At 36.2% G+C, this 13,555-nt stretch carries 6 protein-coding genes; all 6 read right to left on the bottom strand.

The features are described 5' to 3' along the window. Positions 1–3: 3 nt before the first annotated feature. The gene (locus KKG99_14600; protein MBU1014225.1) at positions 4–3,066 is read right to left on the bottom strand and encodes a TonB-dependent receptor; all 3,063 of its coding nucleotides are present in this window, start codon (positions 3,064–3,066) and stop codon (positions 4–6) included. Positions 3,067–4,303: 1,237 nt separating this feature from the next. Beyond that, positions 4,304–5,776, bottom strand: a complete 1,473-nt coding sequence (locus KKG99_14605; protein ID MBU1014226.1) for a RagB/SusD family nutrient uptake outer membrane protein — start codon at positions 5,774–5,776, stop codon at positions 4,304–4,306. Between the two features lie 22 nt (positions 5,777–5,798). Continuing rightward, complete coding sequence (locus KKG99_14610; GenBank protein MBU1014227.1) at positions 5,799–8,933, bottom strand: SusC/RagA family TonB-linked outer membrane protein; 3,135 nt, start codon at positions 8,931–8,933, stop codon at positions 5,799–5,801. Positions 8,934–9,561: 628 nt separating this feature from the next. Then, a complete protein-coding gene (locus KKG99_14615) occupies positions 9,562–10,173 on the bottom strand; it encodes a response regulator transcription factor (protein MBU1014228.1) in 612 nt (203 codons plus the stop codon). 74 nt (positions 10,174–10,247) lie between these two features. Next, positions 10,248–12,410, bottom strand: a complete 2,163-nt coding sequence (locus KKG99_14620; GenBank protein MBU1014229.1) for a histidine kinase — start codon at positions 12,408–12,410, stop codon at positions 10,248–10,250. A 138-nt stretch (positions 12,411–12,548) separates the two neighbouring features. Next, positions 12,549–13,541, bottom strand: coding sequence for a DUF4837 family protein (locus tag KKG99_14625; GenBank protein ID MBU1014230.1), 993 nt, complete (start codon positions 13,539–13,541; stop codon positions 12,549–12,551). Between the last annotated feature and the right edge of the window lie 14 nt (positions 13,542–13,555).

Consider the following 13,555-nt stretch of genomic DNA (forward strand, 5'->3'; position numbering starts at 1 on the left):
CTTTTAAAATTTTACGTTTAAACCAAAAACAATAGATTTAATAGGAGGAGTGGTCAATCCTGTGAAACCAGAAGCCTGAACTTCAGGGTCATATTTTAAATCTTTATCTTTTACCCAGGTCCATAAATTGGTTCCTCTAACATAGGCCCTCAATCCTGAAATCTTGAACTTAGAGATTATTGTTTCCGGGAAATCATACCCAAAAACGATATCTTTTAACCTCATATAATCTCCATCATATAAGAATCGGGTTGATGTATTTGAAGCAAGTTTTCCGTTATCCCACGACATTCTTGGAACATTAGTGATGTCACCTGGTTTTTGCCATCTTTCCATCAAATCCTGAACACCATTATAATTGTAGGTAACTAAAGTTCCTGCATTGTGCATATAACGTGACCAGTCTTCAAAAACCTGGTTTCCTCCCGAGAATGACATATTTGCATCTAAGAAGAATCCTTTATAATCAACATGGGCACCAAAACCTCCTGAATGAGTTGGAATTGCACTCTTACCTTGCCATGTAGCCAGAGCCTCTGCGTAAACACTGGTAGTAGCACCGTCAACACCATTCAGGTACCAAAGCGGAAAACCATTAGCAGGATCAACTCCGGCCCATTTTTTCATGTACCATTCGTTCATAACATGACCCGTAGCAATTCTTCGGGTAGCAGTTGAAATATTAATTTCTTCACCATTTCCATCCAAAGCCAACTCAGTAACCTCATTATCAACGGTACCAATATTAAAGGTAGCACTAACATTTAAATCAGTTGAACGAACAAGTTCCACATTAACAATGAATTCGACTCCTTTGTTAATCATGGCACCAATATTTTGTGTTATTGAATTGTGACCGGTTGTACGCGACAATGGTACATTTTGCAATAAGTCATAAGTTTTCTTGTGGAAGTAAGCAAAAGATCCATTAACCTTATTATCGAAGAATCCAAAATCAATACCTAAATCATAGTTTTTATTTTTCTCCCATGTTAGATTAATGTTTCCGTACTGGCTCGGGTAAACGGCTCCATTATCATCATAGTTAGCATCATACGCTAATAAAGCCTGGTATCCGTTAATTCCAATCGCAGAACTACCGCTTACACCATAAGATGCCCTAATTCTTAAATTGCTGATCCAATCCATATCAGAAAGGAAGTTTTCCTGACTCATATTCCATGCGGCACCTGCTGACCAGAAACTACCAAAACGTAAATCCGGAGAAAATCTTGATGAACCCTCACGTCTGAATGTAAAGTCGGCAATATATCGGCCTAAATAGTTATAGTTAACCATGCCTAAATAAGATAAGTTCATCCAGTCGTCAAAACTAGATCCGGCATCTTTGTTGGCACTGGTATTGTCGATATTGGTCAATCCATCGGTAGGTACGTTTTCACCGTATCCCCACAACCAATGGCTTTTATTCTTTTGATACTCCATTAACGCTTTAAATGAAAAGCGATGGTTGTCCTTATATATCCATTGATAATCGAATGAATTTTGTATTACCGAATTAAAGTTTCTTTCGATAGAAGCATAAGAGGTACCATTTTCCGGCTCTGAATCTCCATAGTTTTTGTTTTGATAGTTTTTATGATGAGCAAGGTTATAGTCCATGCTGACTCGGGAAGAGAATTTCAAATCTTTGATGATTTCCCATTCAAGAGTTGTGTTTGAAATCGCACGTGTTAAATCATTATAGGTTACGTCATGTTCTGCTAAATACAGAAAATTATAGTTTGAACCGGCTGTATTTAAGTTGGGTTCACCGTTTTCATCATAAGGCTGAATCCATGGTGAAAAGAAGAATGCTCCGGCACGAGGATTGGCAAAATATGCACTACCTTCAAGGAATCCGGTTTGATGTGTGTTTGAAACATTCACATTTGTAGAGAATTTAACGTTTTTTCTGAAGTTTCTGTTAAAATTTAAAGTACCGGTCATTCTTTCAAATTCCTGATTGATAACAGTTGCTTCTTGTTTCAAATAACTAAAAGAAGTGTAGAAAGACGATACATCATCTCCACCTGTTGCAGATAATGAAAGGTTCAATACCGGTGCATCTTTATTATCGGTTACGTCGTTCCAATTAGCTACAGGTCTCCCTGCATCGATCCATGCTTTTAGTTTACCATTATCCCTGCCGGTATTGGCCAGGTAATAATTAAGCGCACCATCTCTGGTAAAACCGGCAGTTGGGCCGTAAGTATTAAAAAGTGCATCCAGCATTAATTCTTCACGCTGAGCACCTGTTAAAGCCAACCTACCATCAACTGCTTCATTTTGAAAACCGTAAGTAGAATTAAAAGCAAATTGTGTTTTACCTGACTTACCTCTTTTGGTGGTAATTACAATTACCCCATTAGATCCACGGGCTCCATAAGCTGAAGTTGCAGAAGCATCTTTCAAAACGGTTAAAGATTCAATATCTGAACTGTTCAAAGAAGCAAGCGCACTTAATGAAGTTCTTGCAGATGATCCGGAAAAGTTATCATTTACAACAGGAACCCCATCAATAACAAATAAAGGTTCATTACCTGCCGTAAGTGAACCAACCCCCCTGATCCGGATATCCTGGGTAGATCCGGGAGTACCTGAAGTAGTAGAAATGGTTAAACCGGCCACTTTACCTTGTAGGGCTTGGTCAACTGAAGTTACAGGAATTTGCGCAAGTTGATCTCCGGCAATCTGAACGGTTGAACCGGTGATTTCGTTTTTACCTTTGGTTCCATAACCAACTACAATAACTTCACCCAGAAGAAACAAATCATCCTCCATTACAACATTAATTGTTGTTTGATTGCCGATGGTTATTTCTCGTTTTACCATCCCAATGAATGAAAATTCAAGAATGGTTGCAGATTGGGGAACATTTAAGCTATATGTTCCGTTTATGTCGGTTGTTACACCAATGGTGGTTCCTTTAACAACGACCTGAACACCAGGTATTGTAGAACCATCCGCTGCACTAGTCACCTTACCGGTGATAGTTCTACCCTGAGCAAATGCGAAATGCATACCCAGGAACAGGAATAATACAATAATTGTAAATCGTTTCATAAATATAAATTTTTATTAATTAAAAGGTTTCGTAGTTAAACATTCTTTTAAAGAGTTCTCGAAAAGAATTCAACTTCTTAAACTTAAGAAATTGATTATTCGAAATGGGTTTCATCATAGGCATTAATTTTTGTTATTAATTGATTTGTGTTAAATATATCTTAGCAAATATGGCATAAATATACGAGAATTTTGCACGTACAAATAACTGCAAAATTTTCCAATTTTCTTTATACTCTAATCGAAATATGCTTATGTTCAGAATTGACGGGAAATTAGCAAGTATCTAATACTTGGGAAACCTTATTTATTACTAATTGTCACCCTTATAAATAATGATTGTTACAACATATCCCGAATTTTTGTTAATAATCCATCATTATTTTAAGCCAAAACCAAATAAGGTTTCAATTATTAAATAACAAAAAAAATTTATTTGCCCATAAATATATAAAAATATGCGAAACAAAAACAAAAAGGGATAAAATGACTGAAAAAAAGCGATGAACTGTCTGACAGCAAGCTATCGAGGTGTCAATTTGGAAATTCTTTTTATTGATGACGCAAGCATCGGAGTACCTACCTACGGCAGGCAGATTTCGCCAACTTTATTTCAGCAAAAAGCTGAAAACAGAATTTTCATTATTTCACCCCTCTGTCAGTCATTCGACTGACATCCCTTCCTGCGGCAAGCTACCGTGTACCCACAAGTTTTGAGTTGTACATTTAATAAGATTATGGAGCGTAGGCCTGAAAAAACGGCGGGCGTGGGGTGGCATCGTGGGGAGATAGCATCGTTTTTTCTGTCTTTTTCTTTTGTTCGTCCCGACTAGTCGGGATGAACAAAATGAAATTTTAACAGCATGGAAAAAGGGATATGATTCACAAGAATAGACTTGGAGTCATAGTATTAAAGCTGGGATTAGAAAGATTAAGTTATATAATAAAAGGAGCCGAACTTATAAAAGATGTGTCCACACAGTAGCTGCGGCAAGGCAGGTCCCCTATAAATAGGGGAGAAAATTTGCAAACCCCGAAGCAAGCATCAAAGCACCTAACTGCGCAAGCAGGCGTTCATCTTAAAGATTTCAAGGCACTATCCCCCCATAAAATGCTTTTTCTTGTTTTATTGCCAATAAGTTTAAAATTCTCATAATTCATTTCGTTATACGATGGCCATTATAAAAAAAGGCTGCCTTTTGAGGGGCAGCCTTTACAAAATTAAATTCTAATGTTACTAATTGTCAACCATTAACTTATTAATATTCAGTTCGGTTTCGGGAATAGGCCAAATATAGGTTGGGCTTGTTGAAGCCACGGCTGCCACACCGGTTTTTGCAGGAATGGTAGATAGTGTTCTTAACAAATCCATATTGCGTATTCCTTCACCCAAAAATTCCATACTTCGTTCGAGCATTATTGCATTCTGGAATGCCTGTGCATTCGCAAAACTAGCTAATGTATAAGCACCTCCCGGATAAGAGCGGGTTCGAACGGCATTTAGCAGGTCAACTGCTTTTTGCGATACGGCATTATTTCCTCTTACAATAGCTTCGGCATAGTTCAACAAAACCTCTGCATATCTGATAACAGGGGCATAATCTGATTTAGTTGTAAAGTCTAACCATTTTCCGGGGAAATAACGAAGTGTTCCACTTACAGTAGCTGTTTGAAATATCGCTTTACGGGCATCATTTGCATTTGCGGCTAAGGCAGTATATGCTTCTCCGGTCACTTCTAAATAATGCGATTCACTGGATGACGGATGATAATAATGCCCTAATGCGTTTTGGGTACCGGGTTGATTCGTTGCAGTAAAGGGCATTGAAAAAATGGATTCCTTAGTTGTATAAGGACTTGCCCAGATTCCGGCAAAAGTTGGGTTCAGCCCATTGGCTACTCCTGCAGATGCAACAAACGGAGCACTTGCGGAAACCATTTTTGCAGCTTCGGTTTGAACCTTGGCAAAATCGTTCATATGTAAATAAACTCGGGTTTTATAGGCTATGATGGTATTTTTATGAACCCGTGTAGTATTCAATAGCGGTGTTGAATAATTGGCGACAGCAGAAGCTTCAGCAGCATTAAGATCAGCCAAAATTTGAGTATACACTTCAGCTACAGAACTACGTGCCATATCATTACCATCACCGGTTTTATAAGCAGTGATTCGTAATGGAAGCCCAAGACTGCTACCAGCGTTTTTATTGTATGGCTGAGCATACAACTGTAACATCGAGAAGTAGGAAATTGCTCTTAAAGTCAATGCTTCAGCTTTATATCCTTTATACTCAGCCTCGGTAATGATCCCGGTAAGTTTTCCTGAATCCCAATTTGCATCTAAACCTTCAATGAAAATATTAATGGCATTTACGGCAGCATATACTGCACCCCATAAATTTTGAACTTCATTGGTCGAGTTTACTACGGTATGACTAAAAGTTGCAAAACCTGTAACCCCATTTGTACTTTTAGGAATAAAATTATCGGCCCTGATATCATTGTAAACAAAATATCGTCCGCCCATAAAGTTTCCTACTTTCATCATTGCATACATCCCGTTCACCTGGCCAACAATGCGGTCCTTTGTATCAAAAGCCTGCAATTCGCCTAAGGCTGTTTTTGGTGCCGGATCGAGCCTGTCTTTTGAACAACTCACAACCAGAACCATAATCAATAATATAATTGATCCTTTCAATATATTTTTCATAATTTCTATCGTTTAATAGTGACTAAAATGAAACATTTACACCAAATGAGTAAGTTCTGGCCTGAGGTACCGTATTTCTGTCGATACCTGGTGTAAGGTTGCTATTTCCGTTGGCTGAAACTTCGGGATCTGAACCTGTATAACCGGATATTACCAAGGCGTTGAAAACCTGTGCATAGAACCTTACTCTTTCAATTCCCCATGAACTAGGAATATTCTTTAATGTATAGCCAACAGTTATATTGCGAACTTTTAAGTAATCACCTTTTTCAACGTTTTCAGATAGTACCATTGTAGAACCATTTGAGGTGTTATCGTTAAAAATTGGTTTCGGTATATTGGTGATGTCGCCCGGTTGTGACCAAGCTGTTTCATATACCTCAACCGTGTTGTTCCACCATCTTTGATCTCTCAAACCTGCCTTTGAACCGTTGTATAATTCGAAACCAAGCGCATAAGTTAAATTTAAAGAGAAATCAAAATTCTTATAGGTAAGGGTATTGTCTAAACCACCATAAACTGTTGGAAGAGGAGAGCCCAATATTTTCCCATCTGCATTAAGGGAAATTGCAGGGGCATTTCCACTACCATCCCTGTATTGCCATTGGGTAGCTGCGGAATTTTCACGATAAAAAAGAACTTCTTTACCGGCTGCGTTAACAAAAACCCTTCTACCTGTTGCAGGATCAACCCCTCTTGTTTCGATACCAAAAATATTTCCTACAGGAGATCCGATCATTGTACGGCTGGTTGTTTCCAAACCTGACGTCCTCCCGACAATTTCAGTTACACCGGGTGCCAATTCGGTAACTTCATTTTTAAGGGTACTGATATTAAAATTGGTTGTCCAGGTGAAATCTTTTTTAGCCACATTATAACTTGTTAGCGAAAGTTCGAGACCTGTATTGTACATAGCTCCTATATTCATTGGAATAGTATTGCCAGGTACCCCTTTTGAAGGAGACTGGGGAACATTGAGTATAAGGTCGTTCACATCATTATAGTACCAGTTCAGATCAACCTGAATTTTATCTTTAAGCAAGCCAAAGCTTAGGCCTATGTCATATTTATCACTCTTTTCCCATTTTAAATCAGGGTTACCTGCTTGATTGAATATCCATGTTGGTGCAGCACCATAAACACCTGAACCATATAGGAATAAAGATGCGTATGAATCGATACCCGACATATTACCAACTTGTCCGTAACTGGCTTTAAATCGTAAATCAGAAAATAACTCGCCTAATTTTCCGTCTTTCACAAAACTTTCATTTGAAAGGTTCCACATTAAAGATGCACCACCGAAAAGTCCATATTTATTATCTTTTGCTAAACCTGAATATCCATCCTGACGCACACTGGCTTCGAAAAAATATCTTTTATCGTAGTTGGCATTAAAACGTCCGAAATAGGAAATGAAATAATTTTCATATTGGGCTCCACCGCCCATTCCTGCAGTAACCCACGAACCCTGATAGGTTTCAAAAAATGGGTCAGCCACATTTGTTTTGTTGCCACTCCATCTATTTCCGGCAGTATATTGCTCCTCTGTACCGGCAAGAATACTTAAATTTGTTTTTTCTTTGAGGGTATACGAATAATTCACGGTATTGGTCCAGGTCCATCGGTTCAAACGTTCGAAATTGTTTGTAGCATTCCCATTTGCAGAATAACCGTCACCGGTGATTCCGGATTGGAATGTAATGGATTCAACAGAAAGGTTATCGATACCATAAACGGTTTTAAACACCAAATCTTTAATTGGTTCATAAGAAACTGAGAAATTGGCCAATACCCTGTCGGTTTGTGCTGTAAATGTATTGAGTTCGAATGCAGCAACAGGATTATAATAGCCATAATTTGCTACAGGTTGTCCCATATTTCCGATTGCCGAACCATTGATGTTATAGGTTCCATCGTTTTTAAAAGGTGCTATGTTTGGAGGAAGCACAAAAGCCAATCGGCCTGCACCTGCAGTATTAAATCCCTGACCAGGCAATGATCCTGTATTTGGCGCTTCATTCATTGAATTGGTAACCGTAATATTAGCACCTAAATTAATATACTTGTTCAATTTATGATCAAGATTGAACCTGACATTTTTTCTTGAATAAGTATTATTAATAACCATACCTTCCTGATCGGTAAAGCCGGCTGAAAGATAATAAGTTGTTGAAGGAGAGGCTCCGGAAATGGTCACTGCATGATTATGTTGGAACCCAGTTCGATATACCAGGTCTGCCCAATCCGTGTCGATAGGTTTGCCATCTGCATCGGTTGGAATAAAGAATTGGAATGCCAGTTGAGAAGGAAAATTTGCCAGTGCTTTGTTTTTATGCTCAACATATTGTGTGGCATTCATCATGTCAAAAATATTAAACGGTTGGGTATAACCAAAAGATCCATCGTAAGTAACTTTTGTTTTAGCAGTATTTCCACGTCGTGTAGAAATTAAAATTACACCATTGGCAGCTCTGGATCCATAAATGGCTGTTGCTGATGCATCTTTTAAAATTTCCATTGATTGGATATCTGAGGGGTTAATATCGCCAAGGGGGTTTGATGCGGCACTATTTTGTGATACATCACCAGTAAAAACAGGTACTCCATCTACGACGATAAGTGGATAAGAAGAGGATGAAATTGAGTTAAAACCCCTAACCCTGATTACAGGAGGGTTATTCAATACCCCATTGGGCATGGTGATCATTACACCGGCAGCTTTCCCTTGTAATGCCTGGTCGAAACTTTGAACAGGAACTAATTTAAGGTCATCGCCCTTTACGGATGATATGGCACCGGCAACATCTCGCTTCTTTTGTACACCATAACCAACAACCACTACTTCATCAAGTGAGGTTGAAGACATGTTCATTTGAACATTAATTACGGATTGGCTTCCTATCTCAATCTCTTGAGTAACCATACCAATATAAGTAAAGCGAAGAATTTGAGCAGATGCAGGTAATGTAAAAGCATACTTGCCATCTATGTCAGTTGTTGTACCTATAGTAGTTCCTTTAACAACCACCTGTACACCAGGTATTGTAGAACCGTCTGAAGCACTTGTCACTGTACCAGTGATAGTTCTTCCTTGGGCAAAGGCAAAACTAATGCCCAGAAACATGAATAATACAATAATTGCAATTCGTTTCATAAAATAATTTTTAGATTAAATAATGGTTTAGATTGTAGGCTGTTCACTAAGAGAGTCAAATCCCTTTAACTTCTCATTCAAGGAAGGATTTTTTGTCACTTTATTTCATAGGCATTAATTTTTGTTATTAATAGATTTTGGTTAAAATTTTTATTGCTAAATTTTCTTTAAAGTCTAATCTATATATGCTTATGTTCAGAATTGTCGGGAAATTAGCAAGTATCTAATACTTGGGAAACCTTATTTGTTACCAATTATCACCCTTATAAATGATGATTGTTACAATATATCCCGACTTTTGTTAATAATCCATCATTATTTTAAGCCAAAACCAAATAATGTATAAATTATTAAATAACAAAAAAATTTAATTTGCGATAAATATATAAAAATAAGCGAAACAAAACAAAAAAATTAAGTGGCTGAAAAACAGCACTTAAATTATTAACTTATTTACTATAGAAATAATGAAAATTCTTATATAGAAATAATGAAAATTCTTAAAGCTGACTATCACTTTGGCAAGTTATTACCCAAATAATCCTTCGACATACTCAAGATTCCCAGCCTACATCTGGCAGGAGTTCGACTAAATAATTTTGCTTTTCAAAATTATTGTCTTACTGATTTATTTTTTGAAATCAATCCCTACGATCTTATAACTCAATTCGGAGAAGTTTTTTGAATCTGTCTTTAGTAAAATGTTCTGGCGGTGTGAATCTATCGTAGCCTTACTAATAAATAGAAGGTTTGCTATTTCGCGGCTTGTTTGGCCTTTCATTGCTAAAATCAGTACTTCTTTTTCCCGATCGCTTAAAGATGCACAAATTGGATTTTGATTTAAATCGATCGATTTTGCAAATGAATGCCTTGATTTAAAATGATCAATGGCAACTTTCAATTCTTCAATATCAATAGGTTTAAGCAAATAATCAAGCGCTTCCTGCTTTATTGCCTTAATCGCATACTGATCGTAAGCAGTAATAAAAATAAAGCCCGGAAAAAATCCGGCGTCGTGAACATCACTTAAAACATTAAACCCATTTTTTACAGGCATTTCAACATCTACAAATACCAAGGAAGGGCGTTCCTCAATAATAAGCTGAACGGCTTTCACCGGATCCCTGGTATATTGAATTACTTCAATTTCAGGAAACATAGAAAGAACATATTGCATTCTTTCAAGTGACGCGGGTTCGTCGTCAATAACAACTGTGCGGATTTTTTCGATTTCTTCCATAATAAAACTAAATTGTAAATATATTAAAGTAAATTTCAGTGTACAAATTTTAAATGTCTGAAAAATTCATTCCTTTAAATTTTGAATAATTTAGGATGAACCGTTATTGTAACCCTTGTGCCTGCCGGATCTTCACTGTTCGTTAATTCATTCAACTTAAACAAATCTTCAATCTTATAGCTCACCTTTACATTTCGAAGTTGCTGATAAAGTTGGCAAATACTATTAGATATACCAACACCTTTGCCACTACTTAATGATCTATCTTGTGATGCAGCCTTTCGACCAACTCCATTATCTTCAATAATTATAAATATATGTTTGTCTTTTTCATTCATGGTTATTTTTAAGAATCCACCTTCCTTTTTTAGTCTTAATCCATGCTTAATTGCATTTTCAGTAAATGTATGAATGAGCATACGCGGTATTTCTCTTTCACCAAGCCGTTTTTCATCCCAATAAATTTTATAATCAAATACATCCTTAAACCGAATCATTTGCAACTCGATGTAATTTTTTATCATTTCGACTTCGGCCCTGAGTGTTGAACTAATTTGATCCGATTCATTCAACACCAGTAACATCAAACGCGATAACTTAGTCATGTATTTATAAGCCTCTTGATTTTCTCCCTTGCCATAAAGAGAGCTTATTGAGTTAAGGGTGTTTAAAGTAAAGTGTGGATCAATTTGGTTTTTAATTGCCAATAACTGAAGTCTGGCCAATTCTTTTTCTTTCAGTGTATTATTTTGAGTTTTTATTCGTTGAGCCCATTGCATAATAGCAATAAAAAAAACAATTAGAGCATAAGTAAATATCCAAACCAAATACTTAAACTTATAGTTTGGATTTCCAGAATAAGAACATAGGTAGGCATCTTCGTTGCTCAACTGAAGAACGAATGATTTATTATCTTTCAACTCACTTCGATGGGTTATTGAAAATCCCGAAACCCCAAAAACCTTTCCCTCAAGCTTAATGTTGACAGGACATGACAAATCGTTCTGTATAATTACAAATTCATTTGAGAAGATTGAATTGGGAACCTGCTTGAAGAAAAATTCATTCTGCCCATCATTGTCCAAATCAATCGGTCTAATGGGAAATCCTTCAATGGGTTTTATTTGCAACGATTGTATTAGGTTTAAACTTGCATCATAGCATTCAACTAATCCTTTTACATGTGCAATATATAACAAATCATCAATGCTGTTGTTTTTCGTAAATATCCAATCATTGGAATATCCGTAATCATTTGCAATACTTTTAGTTTTAAACAATTTGCCATTCAAATCATAAAGTTGAATTTTTTGTTCAACCCTACCTTCTTTTTCTGTTCCAATGATTGCAGCTATTTTTACACCATTCTCTGTTTTCAGTGGAGCAATATAAGAATGCTGACAGGATACCGGAATGGGATCGAAACGTAAGCTCAAATCATGATTCAAAACCATAATATAACTTGAAGAGTCCGGGTATTGTAAATCTTTATTTGAATTATCCCGACTATTGTAAAAAGTATTAGTGTAGGTACTTAGCAATATCTCATCGAACCCATCCTGATCAATATCGCACAGATAATGTTGAACTAGATCCAAAGAAATCCCAAATGGCGCAGATCGTATAACACTATTTTTTTGGAGATCCCATGCAAAAATACCTTTAGGTTGTTGACCATAGCCGGTCATGATCATAAAAACAAAATCTTTAAATCCATCTCCGTTTAAATCGGAATTTCCAATATGATTGATCCATAGGTCGTAGTTAATATCCAAATTATTCAAAGCTTCAACTTGAACTGATTGGGAAATTATTGAGTCGGAAGAATAATGTTCAAACATATTCAAATAAATTGAATCCGCACTTCTGGTAAAAACAAAAAGCTCATTTTTTTTATTGCCATTAAGATCAGCCGAATACAAATTGTTTCCCTTAACCCATGGGTGATCAAGAAGTATATCATATTTCGGGGCATCGGTAGCACTATAAATTGATATATGTGGTAATGTAGGAATTGGTTTTGAAATAGAATGTAAAATTACCTTTTCACTAAGGCCATCTCCATCAAGTTCAATAAATTTTTGAATAAACTTGTCAGTAGAATTATAGCTTTGATCAATATTAAACTCATATTTTTGATAAATATCGGGTAAAAAATATATTGCAAGAATAGCAAAGGGCAATGCCAGTACAAATGGATTGAATAATGAACCTTGGTCGTTAAATATGCGATACATGACAATAAAAGCTATAACTTATTACCTACTAATTATAATTTACTACACTTAGTGCAATAATGTTAGTCAATAATATGGTTTCGTGAGGAGTTTATTATATGATCATAAAAATCATATATCCTCGGTTAAGTTCCTTTGTTAATCCGCCATTTTAAATGAATATAAAATTGCTTCTAATTGTTTTAACAAATCTCGCTTATTTTGGCTTGGTGCATATACATATGAGTCGAGTGTAATCACTCTGTTATTTGCTTCATCAACCAAGGTATAACTCAAGAATGGGCCTCCCATATAATCGCCTTCAGTTTCCCAAAGTCCCCTGGTTTCGATAGCATACAAATTATTAAAATTTACTGTTTTTGTTATAGGAAAAATGACCTGATCGGCAACTTTCATAAATGATCCATCTGCCGGACCTGGAATATAGCGCTTGGTCATCATATTTCTTACATTGATGATGATGTCTTTTTCAAATGCATTTTCGTGTAAATAGGGATAGGAATAAATTATAATCCCCTGGCTATCTTCTAAAGTTTCCTTTCTGATCCACATAAAATTACTGTCTTGCTTTGCAATTTTATAGGCACTTGGAAGAATCAGGCTAAAATTAAATTTTTCTGATAAAGCATTTGATATGCCTACATTCTGAGCAGTTTTAAACGCATTAATCATTCTTTCCCTTTCTACCTGATTAAATAATTCCAGTATTCCCTCTTTATTTTCATCAAATATTTTAAAGAATGATTCGTTGTTAGGGGCAGAAATTTTTATAACCCTTTGTGGGCTTGCCCAGAAGTCTTTTTTGTTTTCAATCTGAGCATTTGTTATTTTTTCGCTGATGTCAATGATGAGTATATCGCGATTTGATTGGTACATTTTAATGAAGGCTTCTTCCGGTAAATTAACCATAGAATAAAGTGCCTCAGATTGAGGCAGTCCGATTTGCTCTTGTCCAAAAAATGATTTAATGGCTTGCCCAACACTGCTGTTCCATTGTTCTTTATTATTTGTAACTACAATCATTTCTAATGTTTTTCCTGTTGAATGAGGAAGTCCATTTGGTTTTGAACATGATTGAAATAGAAATGCACTAAGACATAAAATGAAGACTGACCATAAAATGTTTTTCATGCTTGTAGATTTAA

This window comes from Bacteroidota bacterium, assembly GCA_018816945.1.
Lineage (GTDB): Bacteria > Bacteroidota > Bacteroidia > Bacteroidales.

Excerpts from the sequence above, each read along its gene's own strand:
- KKG99_14605 (MBU1014226.1), bottom strand. The coding sequence starts at position 5,776 with ATGAAAAATATATTGAAAGGATCAATTATATTATTGATTATGGTTCTG.
- KKG99_14615 (MBU1014228.1), bottom strand. The coding sequence starts at position 10,173 with ATGGAAGAAATCGAAAAAATCCGCACAGTTGTTATTGACGACGAACCC.
- KKG99_14600 (MBU1014225.1), bottom strand. The coding sequence starts at position 3,066 with ATGAAACGATTTACAATTATTGTATTATTCCTGTTCCTGGGTATGCAT.
- KKG99_14610 (MBU1014227.1), bottom strand. The coding sequence starts at position 8,933 with ATGAAACGAATTGCAATTATTGTATTATTCATGTTTCTGGGCATTAGT.
- KKG99_14625 (MBU1014230.1), bottom strand. The coding sequence starts at position 13,541 with ATGAAAAACATTTTATGGTCAGTCTTCATTTTATGTCTTAGTGCATTT.
- KKG99_14620 (MBU1014229.1), bottom strand. The coding sequence starts at position 12,410 with ATGTATCGCATATTTAACGACCAAGGTTCATTATTCAATCCATTTGTA.